The organism is Chryseobacterium paludis (assembly GCF_025403485.1).
In the GTDB taxonomy this organism is placed as follows: Bacteria; Bacteroidota; Bacteroidia; order Flavobacteriales; family Weeksellaceae; genus Chryseobacterium; species Chryseobacterium paludis.
Genome location: NZ_CP099966.1, coordinates 2,065,683 through 2,091,583, shown reverse-complemented (window position 1 = coordinate 2,091,583; position 25,901 = coordinate 2,065,683). Strand labels below are relative to the sequence as shown.

22 protein-coding genes are annotated in these 25,901 nt (G+C 35.2%); 11 read left to right on the top strand and 11 right to left on the bottom strand.

Annotated elements, in window-relative coordinates:
* The first annotated feature begins 26 nt into the window (after window positions 1-26).
* From NG806_RS09210 to NG806_RS09200, 3 genes are all read left to right on the top strand, one after another.
* Window positions 27-920 carry an urea transporter gene (locus NG806_RS09210; protein ID WP_261512803.1) on the top strand — a complete coding sequence of 298 codons (894 nt, stop codon included), beginning with the start codon at window positions 27-29 and terminating at the stop codon, window positions 918-920.
* 19 nt (window positions 921-939) lie between these two features.
* On the top strand, window positions 940-3,192 hold the full coding sequence (locus NG806_RS09205) for a TonB-dependent receptor (protein ID WP_261512802.1): 2,253 nt from the start codon (window positions 940-942) through the stop codon (window positions 3,190-3,192).
* Between the two features lie 200 nt (window positions 3,193-3,392).
* Window positions 3,393-4,277, top strand: coding sequence for a helix-turn-helix domain-containing protein (locus NG806_RS09200; RefSeq protein ID WP_214826751.1), 885 nt, complete (start codon window positions 3,393-3,395; stop codon window positions 4,275-4,277).
* 297 nt (window positions 4,278-4,574) lie between these two features.
* Here NG806_RS09200 and NG806_RS09195 read toward each other — a convergent pair whose 3' ends face one another.
* From NG806_RS09195 to NG806_RS09185, 3 genes are read right to left on the bottom strand one after another with little or no spacing between them, the layout of a single operon-like run.
* Entirely contained in the window at window positions 4,575-5,678 is a 1,104-nt protein-coding gene (locus tag NG806_RS09195; protein ID WP_214826747.1) for a DNA topoisomerase IB, read from the bottom strand.
* 12 nt (window positions 5,679-5,690) lie between these two features.
* Window positions 5,691-5,858, bottom strand: coding sequence for a phosphatidate cytidylyltransferase (locus tag NG806_RS09190; RefSeq protein ID WP_214826745.1), 168 nt, complete (start codon window positions 5,856-5,858; stop codon window positions 5,691-5,693).
* Between the two features lie 25 nt (window positions 5,859-5,883).
* A complete protein-coding gene (locus tag NG806_RS09185) occupies window positions 5,884-6,321 on the bottom strand; it encodes a DUF6526 family protein (RefSeq protein WP_214826743.1) in 438 nt (145 codons plus the stop codon).
* 432 nt (window positions 6,322-6,753) lie between these two features.
* Here NG806_RS09185 and NG806_RS09180 point away from each other — a divergent pair, with 432 nt between their 5' ends.
* From NG806_RS09180 to mnmE, 6 genes are all read left to right on the top strand, one after another.
* Complete coding sequence (locus tag NG806_RS09180) at window positions 6,754-8,523, top strand: aminopeptidase P family protein (RefSeq protein WP_261512800.1); 1,770 nt, start codon at window positions 6,754-6,756, stop codon at window positions 8,521-8,523.
* 881 nt (window positions 8,524-9,404) lie between these two features.
* Window positions 9,405-9,971 (top strand): Crp/Fnr family transcriptional regulator, encoded by a 567-nt coding sequence (locus NG806_RS09175; protein ID WP_261512798.1) that lies wholly within the window; start codon window positions 9,405-9,407, stop codon window positions 9,969-9,971.
* Window positions 9,972-10,026: 55 nt separating this feature from the next.
* Window positions 10,027-11,043, top strand: a complete 1,017-nt coding sequence (locus NG806_RS09170; protein WP_261512797.1) for a saccharopine dehydrogenase family protein — start codon at window positions 10,027-10,029, stop codon at window positions 11,041-11,043.
* A complete protein-coding gene (locus NG806_RS09165; protein ID WP_261512796.1) occupies window positions 11,040-11,618 on the top strand; it encodes an NAD(P)H-dependent oxidoreductase in 579 nt (192 codons plus the stop codon). The genes NG806_RS09170 and NG806_RS09165 overlap by 4 nt, the downstream gene beginning before the upstream one ends.
* Window positions 11,619-11,790: 172 nt before the next feature.
* Complete coding sequence (locus tag NG806_RS09160) at window positions 11,791-12,717, top strand: DUF4421 family protein (RefSeq protein ID WP_214826734.1); 927 nt, start codon at window positions 11,791-11,793, stop codon at window positions 12,715-12,717.
* Between the two features lie 90 nt (window positions 12,718-12,807).
* Entirely contained in the window at window positions 12,808-14,193 is a 1,386-nt protein-coding gene (mnmE, locus tag NG806_RS09155; RefSeq protein WP_261512795.1) for a tRNA uridine-5-carboxymethylaminomethyl(34) synthesis GTPase MnmE, read from the top strand.
* A gap of 140 nt (window positions 14,194-14,333) precedes the next feature.
* On the opposite strand, the gene NG806_RS09150 is transcribed toward mnmE, so the two are convergent.
* From NG806_RS09150 to NG806_RS09125, 6 genes are all read right to left on the bottom strand, one after another.
* Window positions 14,334-15,437 (bottom strand): metallophosphoesterase, encoded by a 1,104-nt coding sequence (locus NG806_RS09150; RefSeq protein ID WP_261512794.1) that lies wholly within the window; start codon window positions 15,435-15,437, stop codon window positions 14,334-14,336.
* Window positions 15,438-15,455: 18 nt separating this feature from the next.
* Window positions 15,456-17,189, bottom strand: a complete 1,734-nt coding sequence (locus NG806_RS09145) for a RagB/SusD family nutrient uptake outer membrane protein (RefSeq protein ID WP_261512793.1) — start codon at window positions 17,187-17,189, stop codon at window positions 15,456-15,458.
* A 10-nt stretch (window positions 17,190-17,199) separates the two neighbouring features.
* Window positions 17,200-20,322, bottom strand: coding sequence for a SusC/RagA family TonB-linked outer membrane protein (locus NG806_RS09140; protein WP_261512792.1), 3,123 nt, complete (start codon window positions 20,320-20,322; stop codon window positions 17,200-17,202).
* An 88-nt stretch (window positions 20,323-20,410) separates the two neighbouring features.
* Window positions 20,411-21,241 (bottom strand): FecR family protein, encoded by an 831-nt coding sequence (locus tag NG806_RS09135; protein WP_261512791.1) that lies wholly within the window; start codon window positions 21,239-21,241, stop codon window positions 20,411-20,413.
* An 83-nt stretch (window positions 21,242-21,324) separates the two neighbouring features.
* Complete coding sequence (locus NG806_RS09130; RefSeq protein WP_261512790.1) at window positions 21,325-21,813, bottom strand: RNA polymerase sigma factor; 489 nt, start codon at window positions 21,811-21,813, stop codon at window positions 21,325-21,327.
* A 164-nt stretch (window positions 21,814-21,977) separates the two neighbouring features.
* The gene (locus tag NG806_RS09125) at window positions 21,978-22,382 is read right to left on the bottom strand and encodes a hypothetical protein (protein WP_214833981.1); all 405 of its coding nucleotides are present in this window, start codon (window positions 22,380-22,382) and stop codon (window positions 21,978-21,980) included.
* Window positions 22,383-22,784: 402 nt separating this feature from the next.
* Between NG806_RS09125 and NG806_RS09120 the strand changes: the two genes are divergently transcribed.
* Window positions 22,785-23,192 carry a hypothetical protein gene (locus tag NG806_RS09120; protein WP_214833978.1) on the top strand — a complete coding sequence of 136 codons (408 nt, stop codon included), beginning with the start codon at window positions 22,785-22,787 and terminating at the stop codon, window positions 23,190-23,192.
* 155 nt (window positions 23,193-23,347) lie between these two features.
* Here NG806_RS09120 and NG806_RS09115 read toward each other — a convergent pair whose 3' ends face one another.
* Window positions 23,348-23,950 carry a hypothetical protein gene (locus NG806_RS09115; RefSeq protein ID WP_261512789.1) on the bottom strand — a complete coding sequence of 201 codons (603 nt, stop codon included), beginning with the start codon at window positions 23,948-23,950 and terminating at the stop codon, window positions 23,348-23,350.
* A gap of 507 nt (window positions 23,951-24,457) precedes the next feature.
* Between NG806_RS09115 and NG806_RS09110 the strand changes: the two genes are divergently transcribed.
* Window positions 24,458-25,252: a phosphatase PAP2 family protein gene (locus NG806_RS09110; protein WP_261512788.1), complete on the top strand. Its 795-nt coding sequence runs from the start codon at window positions 24,458-24,460 to the stop codon at window positions 25,250-25,252.
* A gap of 132 nt (window positions 25,253-25,384) precedes the next feature.
* On the opposite strand, the gene NG806_RS09105 is transcribed toward NG806_RS09110, so the two are convergent.
* On the bottom strand, window positions 25,385-25,870 hold the full coding sequence (locus NG806_RS09105) for a hypothetical protein (protein ID WP_261512787.1): 486 nt from the start codon (window positions 25,868-25,870) through the stop codon (window positions 25,385-25,387).
* Window positions 25,871-25,901 lie beyond the last annotated feature (31 nt).

Sequence of the window (25,901 nt, the reverse complement as noted above, 5' to 3'; positions counted from 1 at the left end):
AGCATCTAATATCTAATTAAAAAACTATGAACAAATTTTTTGAGAAATTCCCTTTTATTGATCATGTATTAAAAGGAATCGGGCAGATCATGCTTCAGGAAAACAGATGGACAGGTTTGTTATTTCTGGTTGGAATTTTTATGGGAAGCTGGCAAGGCGGTGTAGCCGTTTTATTATCAACAGCTGCTGGTACATTTACAGCCATGAAGTTACGGTATCCCCAATCGGAAATTAATGCAGGGCTGTATGGGTTTAGTGCAGCTTTAGTGGGTGTTGCCCTGTCTTTTGTGTTTCAGACCACCTTATTGATATGGTTTCTTATTGCTGTAGGAGGTGCATTGGCTACTATCATTCAGCACTTTTTTATCCAAAAGAAGATTCCTGTATTTACATTTCCTTTTATCATCGTGACATGGATCAGTATTTGTCTGCTTCATCATTTCACACAGATTCCACCATCTGAGATGATGACTGCTAAAATAGAACCTGTTGATTATGATGATTTTTTAACCTGTACTAATGGATTTGGTGAGGTAATTTTTCAGGGAGGAATTCTTTCAGGGATTATTTTTTTTGTTGCTGTTTTTATTAATTCTCCTGCTGCTGCATTATATGGTTTGGCGGGATCAGTCCTTGGTGCCTATATCTCTCACATCAACGGAGAACCGATAGATAAAATTCATATGGGGTTATTTGGCTTCAACGCAGTTCTTTCTGCCATTGCTTTTTCGGGTTTTAAAAAAGCTGATGGTTTATGGGTGCTGATCGCTGTATTCCTTACTGTGGTAATAGATGATCTGTTAATTGATTATAATGTCCTTAATGAAGTAGGGGGAGTTCTTACATTTCCATTTGTGGTGGGAACATGGATCACTCTGCTGATCCGGAAAATTTTTATAAAAAAGACAAAAAATAATTAAAAAAATATCAGTTTTATTCATGAAAGTAACAAAAGTAATGATCGTCCTTTTGGCGATGTTGGTGAATGTAAAAGTAGCAGCACAAGAGGCAGGATCACAAAAACAATTGTTAATTAAAGACTTTGATGATCATTTTCCTATTTCAGAAGCTTTAATAGCATTTGACCATGGAAACAATCATACACATTCAGGAGCCGATGGATCGGTGAAATTAAATGTTGCTTCCTTTCCTGATACTCTCTTGATCAGCCATAAAGGATATGATGACGTAAAGTGGGTGATCAGTAATGATGATGAAAAGAATAAAGTTGTTTTTATGCAGCATAAACCTTTTCAGATTTCAGAAGTGGCGATTAATCACAGCTCATTTTTGTCTGCGATTACCAAAGTAGATCTTAATAAATTTCCGGTTAATTCCGCACAGGATCTACTTCGTAAAGTACCTGGGCTCTTTATCGCTCAGCATGCAGGAGGTGGAAAGGCAGAACAGCTTTTCCTTAGAGGGTTCGATTCAGATCATGGGACAGATGTAAGCGTAAATGTTGACGGAATGCCAGTGAATATGGTGTCTCATGCCCATGGACAGGGCTATTCTGATTTGCATTTTGTGATTCCTGAAACGGTAAATAACATCGATTTTGGAAAAGGAGCTTATTATATGGATCGTGGAGATTTTAATACTTCAGGGTATGTAGATTTTAAAACCTACGACCGTTTAGCCAACAGTATGATTAAATTAGAGGGTGGATCTTTTAACAGTAAAAGGATTTTAGGAATGTTTAATATTCTTAATGATGCTGCCGGAAGAAAGAGTGCTTATTTAGCCGCAGAATATAATTATACAGATGGTCCTTTCGATGTAAAACAAAACTTCAACAGGGTCAATATTTTTGGTAAATACAATCAATGGTTAACAGATAAGGATTATTTTAATATTCAGTTTTCTACGTTTAATTCTTCATGGAATGCATCAGGACAAATTCCTGAGCGTGCGGTAAATGAGGGGATCATCGGCAGATGGGGAAGTATTGATCCTACAGAAGGCGGAAGTACTTCCAGAACCAACCTTCAGATGAATTACAAGCATATCATCTCACCGTCTGAACAGATTGATGCAATGGCCTGGTATTCTAAATATGATTTTAACCTCTATTCAGATTTTACTTTTTATTTAAAAGATAAGGATCATGGAGATGAAATTCAGCAGACAGACGGAAGAAATATCTACGGTTCAGAAATAAAGTATACCAAGAATTTTTCATTACCAAATGGAACTTTAGATTGGATATCAGGAGTGGGATTCAGAAATGATGATATCAATACCCTTCAGCTGAATCATGTCTATCACAGGGATTTGCTTTTAGACCGATTATCTAACGTTAATGGAACGGAAACCAATCTTCACGCCTATACTGGATTGGTTTGGAAAACGGGAAAATGGACGATTAATCCTGGATTAAGGATAGATCATTTTATCTTTAATATGCATAACCTGTTGGATCCGGAACAATTGCCTTCCGGCCAGTCTTCAGAAGGAACACGGTTAAGTCCGAAACTTAATTTTTCTTATGCAGCCAGTGATAATGTGATGTGGTTTTTAAAAACCGGAATGGGATTTCATTCTAATGATATGAGGGTTGTAATCGAGCAACAGGGACAGAAGACGCTTCCTTATTCGGTCGGTGGAGATTTCGAATTACGTTTGCATCCTTTTAAATCATTGATCATTACCCCTACAGTATGGTATTTATTCTTACAGCAGGAATTTGTATATGTGGGAGATGATGCGGTAGTAGAACCTTCGGGTAAATCTCAGCGTCTTGGAGCCGATTTGGGAATTCGTTTTCAGCCATTGGAAAATTTCTATCTGAATGCGGATGTCAATTATGCACACGCGAGATTTACTGAAGAAGAAAAGGGGAAGGATTATGTGCCTTTAGCTCCGGTTATTACCAGTACAGGTTCTGTGAATTGGGACTTTTTACACGGTTTCTCATTAGGGATTCAGTACCGTTATCTGGGAGCAAGACCTGCCGTTGAAGATAACAGTATACGAACAAAAGCATATTTTGTTAATGATCTGATGCTTTCGTATAATCAGGCAAAATGGGGTGCTAATATTCAGGTAAACAATCTTTTCAATGTAAAATGGAACGAAGCACAGTTTGCAACTGAGACCCAATTGAAAAACGAAACGGAATCGACTACTGATCTTACGTACACCCCTGGAAGTCCTTTTGGGCTGAAAGTAGGGGTTTATTATAAGTTTTAAAAAGTGGAAAATTGAGAGTTGAAAGTGTTAGTGTGTATGAATTTTGGACTGTGATTGTATTGCAGTATAGTCTATAAAAGACTACTGTTTCATTATTATCACACAGTTTCATTATGACATTGTTACATTGGTACACTGTTATATTGTTACACTATGCATTATATTATTTTGTTTAATTTTAATAACCTATAATCAAGGATATGGAGGTATTATCCAATTTTCAGTATAAAAAACTTTTTCTCCCTAATATTACCGAGAAAATATTAGCTAACAATGCGGATATACAGCTTTACCGGCTTGAGAATTATCTTAAAGGGATTCTGATGCCGGTAATCCCATACCGGACGACCTTTAATTTCATTATATTCATTACCAATGGTCATATCAAACAATATCTTGAAAATAAAGAATATCAGGCTGAAAAAGGAGGTGTTATTTTTATTAAGCAGGGAACAATTACGGCAACCATAGAATTGTCAGATGATGCAGAAGGTTTTTTCCTTGCGTATGAAAACAGTATTTTATCCGAACAGGAGCTTCCCAAACATAAAACCAGTATTTTTTTCATGACGCCTTTTCTGAAATTAGATACGCTGACTTACGGAACTATCACCCAGCTTCTCCCTATCATGGAACAGGAATTATGGCTGAATAATTTCAATGTGAATGAAGTCGTCATCACGATGTTACACCTTATTCTCGTTAAAATGCTGAGTACGGATTTGGAGAGTCATCACAAACTTGCCACCCGCTCTATGGAAATTTCATTGCAGTTCCGGGATCTTTTGTTTAAATATCATGTAGGGGAAAAGAGAGTGGCTTTTTATGCCGATAAACTGTCGGTGACAGAAAACTATCTTAATAAGTGTGTGAAAAATGTAACTCAGAAATCTCCAAAAACATGGATCAATGAGATTGATATCAATTACAGCAAAGCACTGTTGCATTCCAGTAAAGATATTGCAGAAATAGCCTATGAGCTTAATTTTCATACCGCTTCGCATTTCACCCAATTATTTAAAAAAATAACAGGAATTACCCCAAAAGAATACCGGGTTCAGTTTTTACACAAAGAAAAATTGTGACCAATGTTGTAATTTATTCGTTCTAAGAATAATTATATTTAACTCATTTTCAAATTAATATCAATCAGGAAAACTGTAAAAGTATCATTAAAGGAACCTATCAGATTATGAAAGGGGCTGCAGCCACTTTTGGTAAACGTCCCTTTAAAGTTACCTACGCAACAAATCAAAAATGCATGGATAGATTAACTTTTTTCTTAGAAAGAAATCTTGATGTTTTCTTTGACAAAGAAGAATCTGTTATTGAAATTAAAGAGTATGAATTTCTACCAGCTATTTTTATGTCTAAATAGCAAATTACATTTTTTCGTTCTCGAGAATTTTTAAAACCAGTTTTTCCTCCTGAGTGAGATCAGCTTTGCCATCATTCACTTCTATATCTTCCAATTCGTCAAGGTATTTTTTAATCGTATTATTTTCGTAAAGATTAATGACCAGAGGATGAACATAATATTTTCTACATACTGTACTGGTATTGCCAAGATGTGAGGCTACGATATCAAGAGCTTCTTTTACTTTCTTTTTATATTCTGTATTACTTTCAGCATATCCTATTTCCTTAAAGGCAATTAAAGCACTCACAGTACCTGACCAGGTTCTGAAATCTTTAGCGGTAAAATCTTCACCACTGATCTCTTTGATATAATCATTTACCATTCCGGAGTCGATAGAATGTCTGTTTCCTTCATCATCATAAAACTGGAAAAGTTCCTTTCCCGGAATATCTTTACATTTCTGAACGAGTCTGGACAGTCTTTTGCTTTTAAGATCCACATTGTGCATAACCCCTTTCTTTCCTTTAAAGGAAAAGGTCATTTTTTGTCCGTTTATCTTTACATGTTTATCTTTTAAAGTAGTCAGTCCAAAAGATCCATACAGTTTTTCATAAGCATTATTTCCGATACGGATATTGGTACGTTGCATGAGGCTGACGATCAGCGCAAGGATTTTTCTTTTTTCGAAATTCCTTAAAGCAAGATCCTTTTCCACCTGCAGGCGAATTTCAGGTAGAGCATACCCAAATTGAAGCATTCTGTAAAATTTGGTGTGATTTCTTAAGGCGCTCCAAAGAGAATGGTATTTATACTGTTTTCTTTTTTTTATGTCAAATCCAGTTGCCTGAAGGTGACCATTGTCCAAGGCACAGATCCATACATTTTCCCACGCCGGAGGAATGACCAGTTTATTGATCCTGGTAATTTCATCCTGATCTTTAACCTTTTCACCATCTTTAAAATATGAATATTTCTTACCCTTTCTTTTGCGAATAATTCCGGCAGTTTCTGTATCAGAAGTGTAAATAAGATTCACTGCTTTTGCAGAAGCTACCGGATCTTTCATAATCTTTACAATCTTAGAAGGCCTAAGATGGGAGATCAATTCAAAATCGTCATTATCCATAATGAAAAATGGTTAAGAGTTTTTACCCTTCGAAAAAATTAATAATAGAATAACGACAACTGCCACCACCAAAAGGATTCCCCACCACATTCCAGCCTTAAAGATGGTTTCAATGGCTTCACAACTTGTTAGTAACAATAAACTGAATATGGCAATACTGTATAAGGTTAACTTTTTCATATTGATTTATTTTTGGTGTTTAGTTCTAAATTCTATGTTGATCAGGCTTCCAGTTTTTAATAGATCTTTTAATCTGATCTCCGGAAATATTTTCGTTTAATGCTTTATATAAAAGCTCTTTAAACTCATCATCATAAGCAAATCTCAATGCAGCCATTTGATCAAAACTTAATTTCTCACAAACTTCATCAGATCTTTTATTAAAGATCTCAAAGTATCGCTGCCTGAATTCCAGTCTCACAATGCGGTTTTGATTGCCCAATGCATAATGCTGTCTTAGCATGATCGCTAAATAGAGAATAAGAAAAATAATAATTGAAAATAATATCCAGATCAATTTATTATCAGGATCATTCCAGATGTTATAAATTCCAATACCTTCTAAAACCAATAACAATGGAAGGTAAATAAAATGATGTGGTGGATAGAATTTTCTATGATTTTTATAATTCTGCTTTCCCATGGAAAACAATATAGCAAGAATCTTTCCAAAGCTTTATATTTTTAATAATAATTGTGATTTTTGAGTTTTATAATATTTAATTTAAAGTTAAATGGTTGATTCTTTGTTTAATCATTAAAGAAGTGTGGTATCTGTTACTTAGACAAGCCGGGAATATAAAAGTAGATATCGTCATTGCGAGCCGAAGACGAAGCAATCGTCTACAATAACGACTTCAATTTGTAAGAGATTGCTTCGTCGCTTCGCTCCTCGCAATAACGCTAATCATTTTTATATACGATAAAATCCTTGCGCCTTAAAAGCATAATGAAACTCTTGTTTTTAATTTATTTTAAAAAAGAAAAAATACCATCAATTCCTGAAAAATCAGTTAATAATTTGAATTCGAAACCTCAAATTTTTTGTAACTTTCCGTTCTTAAAAATTTAAAAAATGACTTCAAAGGAAAAAGTAGCTGCGCTTCGTGAAGAAATGCAGAAAAATAATGTTGATGCATTTATAGTATATTCTGCAGATCCGCATATGAGCGAGTATTTACCGAAAGAATGGCAGGAAAGAGCTTGGCTTTCCGGATTTTTAGGATCAGCAGGTTTTGTGGTTGTCACAAAAGATAAAGCCGGACTTTGGACTGACGGAAGATATTTTACCCAGGCTGCCATAGAGCTGGAAGGCTCTGGGATTGATCTTTTTAAAGATGGAGTTGAAGGAACTCCCAACTATATCGATTGGATTATTTCCGAAATTCCTGCAAGCGGGAAAGTAGCCGTTAATGCAGTAGCAACATCCAATGCCAACTGGGAATTACTTTCTCAAAAACTAAGCAACAAAAATATAAGTTTGGTAGATGCTCCTTTGCTGAAAGAAGTTTGGAAGGAAAGAGGAATGCCATCAAAAAATCCAATATATATCCAGCCCGTAGAAAGAGCGGGGAAATCTGTAACTGATAAGCTTTCTGCTATCCGTCAGAAAATGGAAGAACAGGAAGTAACAGTTCATATCATTTCAAGTCTTGATGATGTAGCATGGACCCTTAACTTAAGAGGGAGTGATGTAGAAAGTAATCCTGTATTTTTAGGATATATCATTATCACAAAGAATGATGCGATTTTGTTTACAGATCTTGAAAAATTAGAGGTGGTTTCAAGAAGACAACTTGATGATTCTTTTGTAAAAATGATGCCTTATGAGGAGTTTTATAATCATTTAAAAATGGTTAAAAATGAAAAAGTCCTAGTTTCTCCAAACAGCAATCAGTCTATTTTTGAGACCTTAAAAGCAGATAATCAGTTTTTAAAAGCTCCGGTTCCCGGGAACTTAATGAAAGCTCAGAAAAATGAAACTGAATTGGAGGGTTTCAGAAAGGTGATGGTGAGAGATGGAGTAGCTATGGTAAAATTCCTTTACTGGCTTACTCATAATGCTGGAAAAGAAGCCATGACAGAATATTCTATTGGTGAGAAACTATTAGGATTCCGTGCAGCAGGAGAAAATTTTGTGGGTGAAAGTTTCGGAAGTATTGTTGGATACAAAGACAATGGTGCTATTATGCACTATTCAGCAAAAAGTGAAGGCAGTAAAGAAGTAACCAATGACGCGAGCATCCTGGTAGATTCAGGAGGTCAGTATTTAGAAGGAACGACCGATATCACAAGAACTTTTGCATTGGGAACAGTTTCTGAGGATTTTAAAAGAAACTCTACTTTGGTATTGCAGGGAATGATCCGTTTATCAATGGTAAAATTTCCAAAGGGAACGAAGGGAGTTCATCTGGATGCTATTGCAAGACTTCCGTTATGGATGGAAGGGAAAGACTTTAACCATGGAACAGGTCATGGAGTAGGAAGCTTTATGAATGTGCATGAAGGGCCTCATAGTATCAGAAAAGATCTGAATCCACAGGATCTTCTTCCCGGAATGGTTTGTTCTAACGAACCTGGATACTATCTGGAAGGAGATTACGGAATTCGTCATGAAAACCTTATCGCTGTAAAAGAATCAGAAAAAACAGGTTCAGGAACTTTCTATGAATTTGAAACACTTACATTCTGTCCTTTCTTTAAAGATACGATTGTAAAAGAAATTCTTTCTGACAAAGAAATAACGTGGTTAAATCAATATCACCAAACTTGTCAACAAAAATTGTCTCCATATTTAGAAGGTGACGTTAAAGAATGGTTCTTACAACTGGTAAGTCCACTGTAAAAATTTGTTAGATACATTAAAAGCCCTGTGAGAATTTCTTACGGGGCTTTTTTTAATTTATTTGCAGAAAAATCTTTGATTTTTAAAAGAACTTATGTGTTCTTCTTATGCAGCATGTATTAAACTTAAAAAACTTAAGTGTTTAAAAACTTTTGTGGTATAATTTTTTATCTCGCAGATTAAGCAGGTTATAAAATTCAAAGATTTCTAAAATGTATGAATTCTTAAAGTACCATATGCAATAAATCTTAAGTACTGTCATTGAGAGCCGTAGGTGAACTAATTCTTTACCATAACGACTTCAATCTGTAAGAGATTGCTTCGTCGCTTCGCACCTCGCAATGACGTCAATCAGTATGATGAATTAAAAAAAATGGGTATCCGGGTTTTCCCGGATGTATTTCTAGGGATTACCCTGATGGTTCAGCTCGGGTTATATTCTACTTTTGTATCAATCAAAACAGACACCACTTCATTTTATTTATATTTTTAAAAACACAGACAGTAGAAATCGCCTCAGCAATGAGGCGATTTTTTAATAAAAAATAATATACTTTTATCAAAATCCTAAGGTTTTAAAGGGTATCAATAATTTATTATTTTAGTGTTGATACTTAAAAAAATATTCTATACAATATTTTTTTTAATTACACTACCGTATTTTCCCGGATATATTTTTAGTGATTTCCCTGAAACATTATAAAATGATGGAAACTATCTTTGAATTAATAATAAGCACATCATTTTCATATCTTCATATTACATTTAATAAATTAAAACGGGAAATCATCGCAGCAATGGGATGATTTTTTTTGTCTATTGTTAAAAGGTTAGTTTTATTTAATTTTGAAGGAATTTTAAAGACCATAAATCGGCTCAAGATGATAAAGGACTACTTCCAAAGTTTTAATATATTTTCTGAAAAAGAAATTGAAAGCTTTTTGCAACTTTTTGAAGCAAGAAAATTAAATAAGAATGATTATTTTGTACAGGAAGGAGATCAATGTAAAGAGATAGCCTTTATAGAATCCGGTATTTTCAGATCCTATTATACTTCAAGTGAAGGAAAAGATAACACCTATTGTTTTAGATTTCCCAATGGATTTATTGCCTCTTATTCTTCATTTATTTCTGGAAATCCCGGTGTTGAAACCATGCAGGCGATTTCAGAAGCTCATCTTCAGGTCTTAAGAAAAGAGAAAATTGAAAAATTAGTGAATGGAAATCCTAAGTGGATCCTATTTTTAAAAATGATTGCAGAGCAGGAATACCTCGAACTTGAAAAGCGGTTTTTTCAATTACAGAGGGATAATGCTACTCAAAGATATCTTTCCCTATTACAGAATCAGCCCAATTATATCCAGGATATTCCCTTGCAATATCTGGCTTCTTATTTAGGAATTACCCAAAGACATTTAAGCCGTATCCGAAAGGAAATTACTTTTTAGACATTTGTCCTGTTAATTGATCGCGCTGCGCTATAGTTTTGTCAAAAAATTAGAGATGCAGTCAAACATTTTAATTATCGGTGGAAATGGGATGGTCGGTAAAACTATTGCCCGAATTTTTAAATCAAGAAACCCTCAACACCCTATTTTTATTGGGGGTCGTAAGCCAGGAAAAACAGATCATGACTTAGTTATTGATGTGACAAAACCAGATACCTTTCAAACTATTCTGGATAAAAAGATTCACCTGATTATTCTGTCCGTAAATGATAAAGAAGATTATATTCTTCGTTTTGCCATTGAAAACAATATCGATTATCTGGATATCACTAAGCCTACGCCAGATTTAATGCGTGCTTATGATTTCGCTAGAACACAACCGGTGAAAAGCAGAATTGTTTTCAGCTCTGGTTGGATGGGAGGTATTGTTGGTGGATTGGTCAATACATTTTCAAATGCGGTTGATGCAGTACAGCTTTTTGTCTATTATTCCGTAAAAGATCTGGCAGGGGAAAGTTCAGCACATTTTATGGCGGAAAATGTTTCTAAACCCTTTTCGATGTACAAGAATAACAAACCTGTTTCCGTAAAACATTTTTTAAATTCTGAACCATTTACTTATTCCTTTGGAATAGGAAAAAGAACAGCTTACAATTTTGATGTACCGGATTTATATATTTTAAATAAAATTGAAAAGATTCCTGACGTAAGTGTAAAAATGACCTATAATTCAAAATTCATAACCTGGTTGTTAGGTGCTTTTCAACAAATAAGAATTTTTAATATTTTATCTTTAAAAGAACGGAAAATGATCTTTGGTTCCAGTGGCAAAGGAGATCAGTCTGTTTTTGATATTGTGATCACAAGTAAAAACGGCAGTAAGACAATCAGTCTGAAAAGTGCGAAAGGACAGGCTGAACTGACGGCTTTATCTGCAGTTTTACATACTGAAGAATTACTAAACAGCCGCCATGAGAATAAAGTTTATTTTAGTCATCAGCTGCACAAACCTGAAGTATTATTAGACTCATTAAATTCTTACGAAAGCATCAATATACAAACAAGAGAATGAAGAAAATAGCAATCATTAACGGACATCCCAATAAAGATTCCTTCGGTTTCGCTCTTGCTGAAGCCTATAAAAAAGGAGCTGACAAATCAGAAGCTGAAGTTAGGGAAATTGTTATATCAGATCTACAATTCAACCCCAATCTGAAATTCGGGTATCAGAAAAGAATAGAACTTGAAGCTGATTTACTTAAAGCCTGGGAAACAATACAATGGGCGGATCACCTGGTTTGGGTTCATCCTGTTTGGTGGGGTGGTCTTCCAGCTATTACTAAAGGTTTTATAGATCGGCTTTTTCTACCAGGTATGGCTTTTAAATACCGTGAGAATTCTGTTTGGTGGGATAAACTTTTAAAAGGGAAAACTGCACATATTATAACGACTTTAGATCAGCCGGGATGGTATTACCGGTTGTTCTATGGCCGGCCCAGCGTTAATCAGCTTAAGAAATCAACTTTGGAATTTTGCGGAGTAAAGCCAGTGAAAGTTACTTATGTTGGAATCATTAAAACTTCTGATGAAAAACAACGTCTTGAATGGCTCAATAAAATACAGATGTTAGGACAGAAAAGGAAATAAATACCTAAATGGGGAAGCTTCTATAAATCATTAATAATAGTTAAAAGTGTGCTAATATTTTTTCTGAATCCTTTTTTTTATATTATTTTTACCTGATAAAACTGAAAATAATACCTTTTATTAAAGAAACTATAGCGAACAGATGGTTGAAAATAATGTTGTCATATAATACATGGGTCTAAGGAAACTTTTAATCGGCTTAATCGTACTATTATCCGGTTCATGCATTCGTGCTCAGCAAATAGATACCCTGTATATTCAGCCCTATTCTCAGAAATACAGAATATCAGGATACCTTTCTACCAGTTCCTTAGAAGTGGACGATACAGATCGGCATTATACACCAAATTATCCGTTAAATACCGGTATAGGTTTCGCGATCAAAAATACCATTGTAGGCGTACAGTTGGGTTATGGTTTTATTCCCTTAACCGATAAAAAGAAATACGGAAAAACGAAAACCCGGGATTTTCAGATCCATCACTATGGCAGAAAAATGATATTTGATATATTTTTTCAGGACTATAGGGGTTTTTATGTTGAAGAAGATAAAGATCAAAATCCGCAAATGTTCCGGAATATGTCCGTCAAACAGATTGGTATGGAAGCTACTTATCTGTTCAATGGAAAACGTTTTTCATCTAAAGCAGCTTTTGATCTTGATGAAATACAATTGCACTCAGCGGGAAGCTGGCTTGTAGGATCTGGGGGATATTATTATCAACTAAAAGGAATGGAAAGAAGTAATTCTGATGGAACATACGAATTAGAAAATTTCCAGTTGGGGGTAAATGGAGGATATGCTTATTCCTGGGTGGTGAGTGATCGTTGGATGATGACAGGAACCATTCAGGCTGGTGCTAATTTTGGAAATGCTCCGAAATTATTGAAAAAAGGAAAAGTTGAAGTTTATCCGACAGCTTTTGCCCGGATTGCCGGAAATTATCATAAAAATAACTGGGGGATTTCGTTGGCAATCATCATCAACAATAAGATGGTATATCCTGTAAAGAGAGAAGAACTTAGTCTGACTGCGATTACCATGCAGCTTTCTTACGTCAAACATCTGGATGATCTTTTTAAGTCTAAAAGAAAATAGGAGATTTACCTCTGATCTCAATCGGTGCTATAGACAATCCGTATAACCATTTACTATAAAAATTTCCATTAAAAAACGTAAATTTGCAGCATGAATAATGATACCATTTGTGCACTGGCTACGGCCAATGGAGTAGGAGCTTTAGGCATTATCAGAGTTTCGGGTAACGATGCTTTATCCGTGGTTCAGAAATCTTTTCCAGGAAAAAATCTTGAGAAGCAAAAATCCCATACCATTCATTATGGGTATTTTATGGATGGTAATGAGGCTATTGATGAGGTGATGCTATCTATTTTCTTAGCTCCTAAAAGTTTTACGACTGAAAACTCTGTGGAAATTGCTTTCCATGGATCTCCGCATATTGGAAAACGTATTCTTGAAACCCTGACTAAAAACGGAGCGAGAATGGCAAAAGCAGGAGAATTTACCCTTCGTGCTTTTATCAATGGAAGAATAGATCTTTCACAGGCTGAAGCAATTGCCGATGTAATAGCTTCTGAAAATGAAGCTTCCCGAAAAGTCGCCATCAATCAGCTGAAAGGTGGAATTACGAATGAAATATCAATTCTGAGAACTGATCTGTTAAACTTCGTTTCATTGATCGAACTTGAACTGGATTTTGCTGAAGAAGATGTAGAATTTGCAGACCGGTCAGCTTTGAATCAGTTATTGAACAAAATAGAATTAAAATTAAATTCTCTCATCGAAAGTTTCCAATATGGAAATGCCATTAAAAATGGAACTGCTGTGGCGATCATCGGCAAACCGAACGCTGGAAAATCAACTTTGCTGAATGCTTTACTAAAAGAAGAAAGAGCAATTGTAAGCAGTATAGCTGGAACGACGAGAGATACGATCGAAGAAGTTTTACATATAAAAGGTCACGCATTTCGTTTAATAGATACCGCAGGACTTCGCGAAACGATAGATGAAATTGAAGCAATTGGTGTCAAAAAAGCAAAAGAGAAAGTAGAAAACGCTAATATCCTGGTATATTTAGCAGATGCTGCCACAGAAGACTTTTCAGAAGATATTGAAATGATCCGGTCTTTAGTGAGGGATGATTTAAAACTCATCATTTGTGCAACCAAAATTGATGAGGTGATTCCAACAAAATATGAAAACGTTGAGAATATTTTCAGAAATGAAATCACCCACGAATTTGATTTTATCACCATCTCTGCAGTTGAAAATCAAAATATCCAGGATCTTAAAAATGAATTGTCTTCTTATGTAGAACAGTTACAGTCTCAGGAAAGCAATGTGGTTATCACCAATCAACGTCACTTTGAATCATTACACAAATCCTTAAGTGCTGTACACAAAGTAAACGAAGCGATCACTTTCCGGATCTCTACGGAATTATTGGCCTATGAACTTCGTAATGCGCTGGAACATCTTGGGGAGATCTCCGGAGAAGTTACGAATGATGAGGTGCTAGGGAATATTTTCTCTAAGTTTTGTATCGGAAAGTAGAATTATGTAAATTTAATTCTAATAGGATTCAAAGTCTTTTATAAAAATAGAGGCGAGCTAATAGCTCGCCTCTAATGTATTCATATTAGCTTAAATTTCGATGCTAAAAATAAAGCAATGGGTGTGCTATATATCCGGAGTTATTCTGAAAGTTTAAAAACAAACTCATTTCTCGGGTCTTTTTTATAGGCATTTTTTTGAGTAACCGGTGAAATACTAAAAAGAGGGGAATAGGTTTTTACTTTTACGGTTTTATTATCAGGATAGAACTCAATAATTCTGAGCCAGCCATCACCTCCGTTACCATCACGATGGCCACCGCCTTCACTTTGCATATCAAAAAGCATCTGATTCACGTTTTTCCCGTAACTATTGGAATCTACACGGAAGCCCTCACCGGAGATATGACCACTTAGCACGAGCTCAAGGTTTTGCGACGGCTGTATGAGTTTTTGCCATATCTGTTCGCCGTTATTAGACTCTGGAAGAACGATGGTCTTGGATTTTTGAGGGACATTGTTTATTAAAAAAGGTTCATACATGAACCATGAATTATCTTTATCTGTTCTTTTATCTTTCTCATTCAGGAAAGCATGGGTTATTAAAATTGATTTATGATTTTTGTATTGAGGCATATCCAACACTTTTTTAGCCCATTCCAACGTTTTATTTCTCGGCGCAAATTCAAGGCTAAGAAATAAATAATCGACACCATTTAATCCCTTAAGTTCCAAAACAGAGTTTTCCATGCTTGGAGCACCAGCGTCATTAAAAAAGTTTTGTGCCAGATATTTTTGATTTAAACGATTAAAATTAGAAGGAAAAAACTCATTATAGCGGGAAAATCTTCGGCCCTCATCATTAATACTAAAGTCATGGTTTCCTGTTGCAGCTACGTACGGTACTTTTCCATTGAGCCTTCCCAGGATTGACTGCACGGATTTCCATTGGTCATCCGCACTTTGGTCTCCATCATATCCCTGATTAAGAATATTATTATGTTCCACCAAATCCCCAACCTGGCAAACCATTTTAATATTAAGTGGAGAGATATTGTCCTCAATCCATCTTACCATCAGATCTAAAATAGGCTGATTTTTATTCCATTTCACATAGTTTTGCGTATCTGGGATCAGAATGATACTCCATGATTTTTCATTGTCTAATTTTGGAGCTTGAAATTTTTCTTGAGCAAAAAGTACTGCAGATAGCAGTAACAGAAATAGCGATATATTCTTTTTCATATATTCTCTTTTTTATAATTAATATCCAGGATTTTGTTTTAGCGAGGGATTTGCATCCATTTCCGATTGTGGTATCGGCCAGTACTCATCTTTATTTATTCTGTAAACCACTTCCTGTGTTGAAAAATATACTGAAGCTTGTGAATGATTATAAATAGGATTTGCACTTTCATCAAAGCCTGTTACTACTGATTTTGTCCAGTTGTTTGCATTACGGTTTAGGTATAAATAGCCGTTCATCACATTATTGGCGATATTCCAACGTCTGATGTCATACCATCTTAATCCGTCATTTGCTAATTCTACTTTTCGTTCATATCGGAGTGCTTTTCTCAATTGAGCTTGTGACATTCCGGTATTTAAAGCGGGCATTTTTGCGCGGGCTCTGATTTGGTTAATCACGTCATAAACGGAATTATCCAACTCATTCGACTCAATTTTTGCTTCTGCATAAATCAACATTAATTCCGGTAACCTGAAAATTCCAACATTTAAATCTGAATTTCCACTTACAGAGGTCGAATTAAAGTCAGCAATATCAACCACTTTTCTCCATAGATAGCCACTGAAAGATCGATACGCATTCGTAGCGTCGGCATTGGTAACCTGTGTTGGTGCGCCAACTGACCAGTAGTTGTTTACTTTTGCGAAAGAGGTATTCGGTTCAAATTGGTATCCGAGATATCTTGAGTGTGGTCGTGCGGTATACATATCAAGACGCGGATCCCTGTTTTTAAACGGGTTCGCTTCATCATACAGCGGAGACTCAATTATTGAGAGACCATCTGTCATTTCATAAGAATCTATAAGGTTTTGAGTAGGTCCCCAGTAGCAAACTCCTTTACCCAAACGGGATGCTGCATAATATTGCTGATTATGCAGGTATCCTGGTACATTCATATTGTATTCTGCCACCCAAATCCATTCTTTACTATTAGCAAAGCCACTATGCCCAAATATATTGCTGGGATCCGGCTCTCCTACGGTATGATCTTTACCGGCATAATTCACAGAAGAATTGAATGGTGTTAAACTATAAACACCTGCTCCTAAGTCTAAGGCCTGTTTTGAAGTGATCGCCGCTGCCGCGTATTGTTTAGAATAAAGTTCAACCCTGGCTTTTAACATTAAGGCGGCTATACGGGATGCGCGCACATTTCCGAACTGCGACTGTGATATCGGAAGTTGTGGTGCAACCGCTCCAAGTTCGTTAATAATAAATTGTTGAATTTCAGTAACAGGTGTTCTGGGAACATTAGCATTTTCAAGCGTAACAGCTGCTTTTATTAATGGAACATCTCCGTAAAGCTCAATAAGCTGAGAATAGCAATAAGCACGAATAAATCTCAATTCCGAACCAAGCTCCGCCTTTTGCCCTTCGGTAAGTCCTGAAATTCCATCCAATTTATCGAGTACAGCATGACATCTTGCAATGGTCTGATAATGAACTTCCCATGGTTTTATAGCCAATGCGTTGGTTGTAGTAAGAGAACTTGTGATAGGCGATGTATAATTGGTTCCAGGTCTTGCATACCCAATGTCTGTAATATTATCCATTACGTGCCACATCGGAGTACTGGCAGCATCCAAGGTACTTAAGTTTCTATAAGCTGCAAAAAGACCCATTTTTCCTTCTTCATAAGATGCGGGAAAAGTCCCGGATGTTGGTCCGTTAAGCGGTTCTAAATCCATATCGGCGCTTGTGCACGAGGTGATTATGGCTAATAAAAATATTTTTAAAAAGTTTTTCATTTTTTTTAAATTAAAATTTAACATCGATACCGAATGAGAATGTTTTTACCTGTGGATAATAGTTTCCGCCTCCCAAAGCAACACCGTCAGAACTACCCAGATTGTAATTGATTTCCGGGTCATAGCCCTCATAGAATTTTGTGAAAGTGAAGAGGTTTTGTCCATTGAGGTAGATATAAACACTCTGCAGGAATGTTTTGTCTATAAAAGATTTAGGTAATTCATATCCGACCTGTACATTTTTAAGACGCATATAAGCGGCGCTTTTCATCCACTTTGTCGAGTTTTGTGTATTGTTTGTTGAGGTTAGGGAAACACGGGGAAATTGAGCATCGGTATTTTCCGGGGTCCAATAATCGAGTTGCCAAGGTTTCACAGCACTTGAGTTTACGGCAGGAATTACGTAGTGTGAATCCAAATACCCGTCAACTTTTCCAACACCCTGTATTAGTGCTGATAACCTGAAGCCTTTATAAGAAAGATCCATATTAAAACCGTATGTATATCGGGGAATTGTACTTCCGATAATGGTTCTGTCAGCATCAGTAATTTTTCCGTCACCGATTGGGTTACCATTAGCATCAAAAGCTCCGGCAATATCCTTGTATCGGATATCTCCCGGTTTTAAAGTTCCAAATTGTGTTGGACCGGCATCAATTTCTGCCTGACTTTGGTATAAGCCATCAGCGATAAAGCCATAAATGGAGTTCACGGAAGAACCAACCTGCTGGCGAAGAAGTGTTCCGGAAGACTGGCCTTTCATATCAACAATTTTATTATTGACGTCAGAAAGATTAAAGCCGATATTCATTTTAAAATCACCCCATTTTTCATTATACTGTGCACCTATTTCCCAACCTTTGTTGCTTACTGTTGCCGCGTTTTGAACGGGGGCCTGTAAACCTGTAAGCTGAGATGTGTTTAATCTTAAAAGAATACCATCAGTTTTTTTATCATAAATATCAAAAGAAAGGTCTAATTTTTTCCATAAGGATAAATCAACACCAACACCTGACATGGTTGTTTCTTCCCACTTCAAATTGGGATTGGACATAATTAATTGCTGTATGGTCTGATATACTTGTCCGTTCATAGAAGTACTTCCCAATGATAATGGTTCTGAAAACGGATAGTAAGAAGAACTGATATTCTGATTTCCTAATTTACCCCAGGATCCTCTCAGTTTTAATTGGCTGATTGTTCCTCTTAAGCTTTCGAAAAAGCTTTCTCTCGAAACCACCCAACCGGCAGAAAATGATGGAAAGACTGCCCAACGGTTTTTACCAATAAACCTTGAAGTACCATCGTATCTTACGTTAGCTTCAAATAAATATTTTTGATCGTAATTATAATTTAATCTACCAAAAGCAGAAACCAATAGCCATTCGTATTCCGAACCTCCATTATCCTTGGTTTCATTATCTGCACCAGCATCCAGCTGTTCGTAATTATCATATAGAAAGTCCCTTCTGTATCCGGATAGTATTTTTTCATTATAAGTTTCTCTTGAAGTTCCGGCAAGAAGCTCAAAACTATGCTTACCAAATTCTTTTTTTGCATCGGCCTGGAATTGATATGTTCCATAAAACTGACGTCTTCCAGATTCTGTAAGCTCTGTAAAAGTGTTGGCAGAACCCGCTTCAGTTCCGTCTTCATAATAGGTGGGTACACTTTTTCTGAAAAGATGGATATTGGTAGTATGATATCGTGGAGCAACAAGACCTTTTAAGGTCAGCCAATCGGTAGGTTTGTAAGAAATATTCATATTTCCTATAAACTCTAAGTCGTTTTGGGTGCGATTTCCACCATTTTCGATAAAACCAACCGGATTGATTTTTACCCATCCGTCAGAATAGTTATTGCCATAATAAATTGGAATATTTGTAGGCATTCTTCCAAGATAATTCCAGATGGTGCCTTCATCAGCAATCTGTTTTCTGTCTTTGTTTACCACTGACATATCCAGTCTGATATTCCATTGGTCGTTAGGGGTAATATCCATATTATTACGGAAAGTAAATCTCGTAAAGTCGGTATTTTTAATAATACCTTCCTGTTTTGAATACCCGAACGATGGTGATACACTGATAATTCCGGATTTTGCGGATAACGAAAAATAATGGTCCTGCAAGAATCCACTTCCCTGAAGGATCGCTTTTTGCCAGTCATAGTTGCTGGGATTTTTGTTGTATGCTTCTGTAAAAGCACTTATAGCCTCATCACTGTAGATCTTTGTGCCATTGTCATTCATACTGGCATCATTAAATACTTTCATGTAGGTAAGACCATCAGTAACTTTTGGTATTGCCGTTGCCATTTGCCAGCCTGTATACACTCTATATTGGGCAGATAATTTATTCCCCTTAGCTCGTTTTGTGGTTACAAGAATAACCCCACCAGCTGCTCTGGAACCATATATTGCAGCAGAAGCAGCATCTTTAAGGACGGAAATAGACTCAATCATATTGACATCAACATCATTGATGTTTCCTGCAACACCGTCAATAATAACAAGTGGATTGCTGTCGGAGCCTCCAAAACTGTTGATCCCTCTGATTCTGATATTCCCGGCATCACCGCCAGGTGCCCCAGTTTGTGTGGTCACCGTAACACCGGGTGCAAGACCCTGTAAAGCATTTCCAGCCGAAAGTATTGGTTGTCCGTTTGCTGATGAACCTTTCACAACAGATACGGATCCTGTTATAATGGATTTCTTTTGTGTACCATATCCAACCACCACTACTTCTTCTATTTTTTTCTCCTGTTGGTTTACAGTATCGTTTTTGGGTTTTATTTCATTTTCAGTAAAAGAATTATTAGAAGTTAATTTTCTAAGGATGACCGTGTTGTTCTGAATTTGATAATCCAAAGGAACATTCTTTTTCAGGTATCCTAAACTTTGCTGTAATGATGAATAGTTGATTTTGCTTTCATCTACCCAAATATTTTTAAAATCTGAAGCAGAATAAAAGAACTTAGTATGGGTAGATTTCTCTAATTTTTTAAGTATTTTGACTAATAGTACCTGTTTTTGATTGTTGGTGATAGGCATGTTAGCTTGGGTTTGTGCATAATTTAGCACAGGCAGTCCCATAGCTACGAGTAAAGCAATAGAAATTGCAGTTTTTTTCATAAATTTGAAGAGTTAATTTATTATTCTTTTGCGAGTTTTGAGTTAATTACAAGCACTGATAACGCCACATTATTGGTGCTGTTTTATTTTAATACAGAGTTATTTCATTTTCATTTTTAAAAACAGTTTTTAGGTTAAAGGGATAATTTATAATGGAAAGAATTTCTTTCAGATTTCCTGAGAATGAACCTGATACTTGGTTTTTAGCAATGTTTTTTGGATACGTAATGTTGACTCCATACGTATTTTCTATTTCAATTATGGCATCCTCGAAAGTTGTGTTTTCAAAAGTGAAAGGCCTTACCATACTCATTGCATAATAATGAAGATCTATTTTTGTAGAAGAAGTACTCCAGTTTTCATTAGGTAAAAGATATATTAGTTTGCCATTGTGTTTTATTTTTACTTTCCCTTCAATCAGTTTTACCTTTTTTTCTTCCGACTTCTGATCAACTGAAAATTTTGTTCCCAAAACTTCAACACTGAAGCCACCTGCATCTACTATGAAAGGTCTTGATTTATCTTTTTCAATCGAGAAAAAACCTTTCCCCTGAAATTTTACATTTCTATATTTTTTGCCAAAATCTTTATTTATAGATAATTTACTGTAAGGCTCTAAGGTTATAACACTATGATCTGATAGTCTGAAAGTTTTAGAAAATTCATTGGTTTGTAATACGATTGCTGACAAGTCATTTTTTGTTTCTTTTGGTGCAAAATCTTTATAAAAAAGCAGTATTCCGAATAAAGGAACCAAAATAGCTGCCGCAGCCGCCCAGTAATATTTTCGCTTATTATTTTGCTTAATTCTCCTGTCTATTCCTTTCCAGATTCTGGAATCGGTTGTAGAATCCATTTCCTGTTTTTCTTCGGAGACTGTTTTCCAAATTTTTTCAAAATGTTTTTGAGAATCTTTCATACAATTATAATTACGCGGTTAAATAAAAATATCCACCCCGGAGAGATGGATTTAATAATTTGTTTATATTGATTAATATTTAGTTAAAATAGATTTAAGTTCGCCTTTATGTATCGGACGACTTTATTGACTTGTTTTTCTACAGCTGTTTTGGAGAGATTATTTTCTTTTGCGATCTGAGAATAACTTATTTTTTCTAATTTGTTTTTATAAAAAAAAGTTTTACTTCTTTCAGGAAGTTCTTCGAGAAGGTTTTGTATTTTTCGTAATTGTTCTTCTTTAAATTCAGTATTCGTTTTTTCTGAATCGGCTTCATCTATTATAAAACTTTCATCGGAAAAAGAGAAAAGCATTTTATTTTTTCTATAAAAATTAGAAACTTCCTGTTGGGCTGTTTTGAAGATAATGGATTCTAAAGTCTGTGGATTTTTAAGAGATGAAGAATGTTTCCAGAGATGTACAAAAATCTCCTGCACAACGTCTTCCACATCTTCAATATTTGAAATAAACTTTTTGACAAAAAAGTATACCTGATGTTTGTAATCTAAATATATTTTTTTAAAATACTCCATTATAAAGCACCAAACGGTTTCAATGCATGGCAAAAGTAATCAATTCGTGTCGGGCTAATATAAAGTATATATTAAATTTAACGTAGATTATTTAATCTGCATTTACTTTAACAAATAATATTTAAACTTCTTGCTTAAGTTTATAATAAAAAATTAAGATGGAATTATTTTTCCAGTGTTACCACCTCTGTCTCGATCTCAGATTTGCCTTTTTTTAGTTTACGTTCTGTTTTTGTTAAAATCAAGCGCTTACCATTGGTTGTTATTATATAAGGCTCTTTGTTTTTTTCAGGCTTACCTATGAACAACTTATTAGCTTGAACCCGAAGTGGCAATTTCTCAGTGTGTTTACCAAAACCCTGAGTAATTCTAACATTTGTTGAAGTAAATGTGTAGGTTTTTTCTCCGGCTTTGTAAATTTCTTTATCCTCCTCCGTTACGATGCCCTGTTTTGTTTCTGTCTCAATTTTTGAAACAGCTTTCCATGTTCCGTTCAGGGAAGGGATAACCTTTTGGGAAAAAGCTGTTGAGGAAAGTATGAGTGCAATGCAGAATAGTAGATTTTTCATATCTGTCTGATTTGTATTATAAATATACTCATTTTGAAGGTTCTAAATTCTGTATTGGGAAGTAATTGCCTATAATACTACAAACAAAAATATATGGTTTATTGAAAATTAGACATTTATAAACGCAAAATGCCTTATAATGCTATCCAGTTTTTCTTACTCATTTTATTGTTGTAGTTCATGTATTTCTACAATATTAATTTATTTGGCAAGGTTCCAAGCCTACTTACTTTCAATTAAGTATTTCTACCTAGAGCTATAATTGGTCAATTGTACGCTACCACAGATTCTCACATCTTTGTTACTTTGAGATAGAAATCAAAGCTTCAGAGCAGATCCTAAAATGATGTATTCTGAAAAGCTATCGTGAACAGAAACTAATCAACCAAAAATACATTCAATATGGAAACAGCAAATGTAAACGTAAACTCTTCCGGCCAACTTCAATTGGGTGGTGGAGCTCAATTCTGGGTTTATCTTTCACCTCAGAACAATACAGCCAAAATGATTTCAACATGGCGTGTCACATTCTCGCAAGGCAGCTGGAGCGACTCTATTTCCAGTGAAGACCCAACGAAACAAATTCAGACACCTAATCTATCAGGTATCTTTGAAATTAAAGTAGAATTGCTAAGCGGATCAACGGGTACATGGCGACAGATTCCACCTCAACATGGAAGTTATAATGAAATAGGCTGTAATTCCAACTGTGCCTCAATGGTAGGCATTGTTGCAGACAGTACGAATCCTCCTCCAGGTGCTATTAATGCGCACTTTTGGACAACATGGGATGCCATGTGTAAAAGATAACGGAGTGTAAAAAAAATTTAAGTAAGGCGAGTCCATACTATTCAATTGCCGGTTTTATTTTTTTACAAGTTTAATTACATGATTTTAAAGTTCGTGTATTGACGTCCAGTGAAAAAATAAAACCGGTAATTGCTTTATAATTATATGGGAAAAATTTACGATTTTGCTTCCAAAATAATCCAGCCGACAGATGCGCCGTCATCCGTTGGGGTTATTTGTATCCAAACATTTTTATCTGCATTACGTATGAGGTAGGTATATGTAGTTGCATAACCAATGAATCCATATCCGCTCACATATTTTACCTTGTTTGCTTCATCAGTCGCTGAAATATCTGATGTCACCTTAGATTCGTTTATCTTTTTCCCACCCAGAGAAATAATTTTCTCATGTATTCCCTTTAATAATTCGGTTTCAGAATAGGTCTTTCCATCCTTGGCCTTTATCCTGCTGAAAAAGATTTTACCAACAGGTTGTTCAAAATGATCTCCAACCCAAAAATAAGCTTTATCGCTATCAGATATTGGATTATCGCTTACATTATCATATCCTTCAGGAAGAGAAATGTATGGAAAATCACCCAATTTCTTGTCAGAAACGGGTATGCTGTTTATGTCGAATCCTACATTTTTTAAAGGTTTAGTGCCCGTTGTGGTTTCTTTTTTCTGTGGTTTAGATTCTTGTGAATTCTTCTTGCTCTGACTGCAGGCGGTGATCGCTAAGACGGTCATTGCTGAAATAAGGATTTTTGCTTTCATGATTTGATTACTATTTTTATTTGGATTAATAATCTATACGTTTTTACCCATAAAAATATAAAAATATTTGGTTTAAAGATGAGTCATGAAAATAAATTATTTGATAAGGAATGCTTTCGGCATAAAACTGATTATCAGACGTTATGGAATCTTCTAACTACTTTATGTTACCCTGATTTTTTGTCTTTTTTTAGCAAAAATATAAACAGGTGGCATCAGTGAAGTAACCCAACGAATTTGCAAATCTTGTGTCAATAAAAAAATAAGTAAACTTATTTGCTAAAATCTGTACTTCTAAAAAAAATTTCTACACATTAAAAAATATCCATCATTATATTTTGGAAATAAAACATAATGATGGAAATTGTTTTTTTCTATCACCAGGAAAAAGCCTTTGATCTCCTTAATTTGTAATTTTGCCCTTCTCAAAAAGAAATAATGAAGCGGGTTTTTATTTTATTCCAATTTTTACTTTTCAATTTTATTTTTTCCCAAAAAGCTGATAGTTTGGACATTACTAACCAGTCAATAACAGATACTTTAATCATTTCTAAGAAAAATAGTATTGGTAGGCAGCTGGTAGTTGACGGTAAACAGATATTCAATAATATGGCACACAGCTATTTGAGTCCATTTTCATGGAAAAAAGATAATTGGATTGATGTGGGCGGAGTTGCATTGGGAACAGTATTATTGTATTCTGTAGACAATAATACCAGTCAGTATTTTATAGATCAAAGTGGAAAAGTGCCCAGTGTTATCAAAAAATTCGGATACTATTTTGGGAGTCCACAGAATAATTATGGCATTACAAGTGTAGTTTATCTGACAGGACTTTTTACAAAAAATGATAAAATCAGAGATACAGGAGTTCTTATGATTTCTTCTGCAACAACAGCCGGATTGATCCAGACATTATCTAAAACATTAGTGGGAAGGGCGAGACCGGGAACAGGTGAAGGAAAATCTTACTTTAAACCCTTTAGTGGACAAGCTGAATATCGATCATTCCCATCAGGACATACCGTGTTGGTTTCCACTACTATGTTTGCATTGGCCAAACAGTTTTCAAATCCATGGGTGAAAGCCGGGATCTATAGCGTAGGTTTTATAACGCCTTTATCAAGAATGTGGGAAGGTGCCCATTTTTTTTCAGATATATTTCTGAGCACTGCGATTAGCTATTTCATTGTAGATGGCACCTATAGTTATATGCAGAAGAATGAGTACCGTAAGGAAAAAAAGATTTCATGGAAGGTAAATATGTCACCTAATATGCTTGGTTTAAATGGGACCTTTTAATAATTATTCAGCAAATGATATGCTGAGTTTTTCAGATCGATGGAATTGAGCCAGATCTTGAATACGGAAATGGTGAAAAAAATAAACCCCCAGTTTAAATTAGCTGGGGGTTTGGTACATATTTTTAATGATTTATTTTTTTGGTTTCAAAGAAAAATTATCCACATATACTGCCTGATGTACTCCATTCAGCAAAACTTTCAGGCCTAAATTTGAATCTTTTTTTAAAGAAATAGTAAAGACTTTTTTATCTCCCGTTATTTTTGAAGATTTAGCTATTGAGACATAAGATTTGGTATCAGCTGTATTGTTTATTGAGAACAGTTCCAAAGTAGTTTCTCCACCGTTGTCAGAAATATCAAGGCTAAGGGTATATGTTCCTGCTTTAATTTTTGGAGTAATCAAATACATATTTTCTCCGGGATTGGTCATCGAATAAAATACGATTCTTTTTTCATTATTGTAAAGCATTGCTTTTCCTGACTGAGCAGTCCAACATTTGTTAATATCTTTCCAGGTATCAAAATTTTCTACAAGTGTGGATACAGTTTTGCACTGTGCATTTGCTGTTAGAAATCCTCCTAAAGCCACTATTCCTGTAAATACGATTTTTCTCATGTATGATTTATATATTATCAGATAAAATTAG

Coding starts and splice junctions, on each gene's coding strand:
- NG806_RS09120 (WP_214833978.1), top strand. CDS start 22,785: ATGGAAACAGCAAATGTAAACGTAAACTCTTCCGGCCAACTTCAATTG.
- NG806_RS09195 (WP_214826747.1), bottom strand. CDS start 5,678: ATGGATAATGACGATTTTGAATTGATCTCCCATCTTAGGCCTTCTAAG.
- NG806_RS09125 (WP_214833981.1), bottom strand. CDS start 22,382: ATGAAAAATCTACTATTCTGCATTGCACTCATACTTTCCTCAACAGCT.
- NG806_RS09115 (WP_261512789.1), bottom strand. CDS start 23,950: ATGAAAGCAAAAATCCTTATTTCAGCAATGACCGTCTTAGCGATCACC.
- NG806_RS09210 (WP_261512803.1), top strand. CDS start 27: ATGAACAAATTTTTTGAGAAATTCCCTTTTATTGATCATGTATTAAAA.
- NG806_RS09145 (WP_261512793.1), bottom strand. CDS start 17,189: ATGAAAAACTTTTTAAAAATATTTTTATTAGCCATAATCACCTCGTGC.
- NG806_RS09165 (WP_261512796.1), top strand. CDS start 11,040: ATGAAGAAAATAGCAATCATTAACGGACATCCCAATAAAGATTCCTTC.
- mnmE (WP_261512795.1), top strand. CDS start 12,808: ATGAATAATGATACCATTTGTGCACTGGCTACGGCCAATGGAGTAGGA.
- NG806_RS09180 (WP_261512800.1), top strand. CDS start 6,754: ATGACTTCAAAGGAAAAAGTAGCTGCGCTTCGTGAAGAAATGCAGAAA.
- NG806_RS09205 (WP_261512802.1), top strand. CDS start 940: ATGAAAGTAACAAAAGTAATGATCGTCCTTTTGGCGATGTTGGTGAAT.
- NG806_RS09130 (WP_261512790.1), bottom strand. CDS start 21,813: ATGGAGTATTTTAAAAAAATATATTTAGATTACAAACATCAGGTATAC.
- NG806_RS09190 (WP_214826745.1), bottom strand. CDS start 5,858: ATGAAAAAGTTAACCTTATACAGTATTGCCATATTCAGTTTATTGTTA.
- NG806_RS09150 (WP_261512794.1), bottom strand. CDS start 15,437: ATGAAAAAGAATATATCGCTATTTCTGTTACTGCTATCTGCAGTACTT.
- NG806_RS09175 (WP_261512798.1), top strand. CDS start 9,405: ATGATAAAGGACTACTTCCAAAGTTTTAATATATTTTCTGAAAAAGAA.
- NG806_RS09170 (WP_261512797.1), top strand. CDS start 10,027: ATGCAGTCAAACATTTTAATTATCGGTGGAAATGGGATGGTCGGTAAA.
- NG806_RS09140 (WP_261512792.1), bottom strand. CDS start 20,322: ATGAAAAAAACTGCAATTTCTATTGCTTTACTCGTAGCTATGGGACTG.
- NG806_RS09105 (WP_261512787.1), bottom strand. CDS start 25,870: ATGAGAAAAATCGTATTTACAGGAATAGTGGCTTTAGGAGGATTTCTA.
- NG806_RS09185 (WP_214826743.1), bottom strand. CDS start 6,321: ATGGGAAAGCAGAATTATAAAAATCATAGAAAATTCTATCCACCACAT.
- NG806_RS09200 (WP_214826751.1), top strand. CDS start 3,393: ATGGAGGTATTATCCAATTTTCAGTATAAAAAACTTTTTCTCCCTAAT.
- NG806_RS09160 (WP_214826734.1), top strand. CDS start 11,791: ATGGGTCTAAGGAAACTTTTAATCGGCTTAATCGTACTATTATCCGGT.
- NG806_RS09135 (WP_261512791.1), bottom strand. CDS start 21,241: ATGAAAGATTCTCAAAAACATTTTGAAAAAATTTGGAAAACAGTCTCC.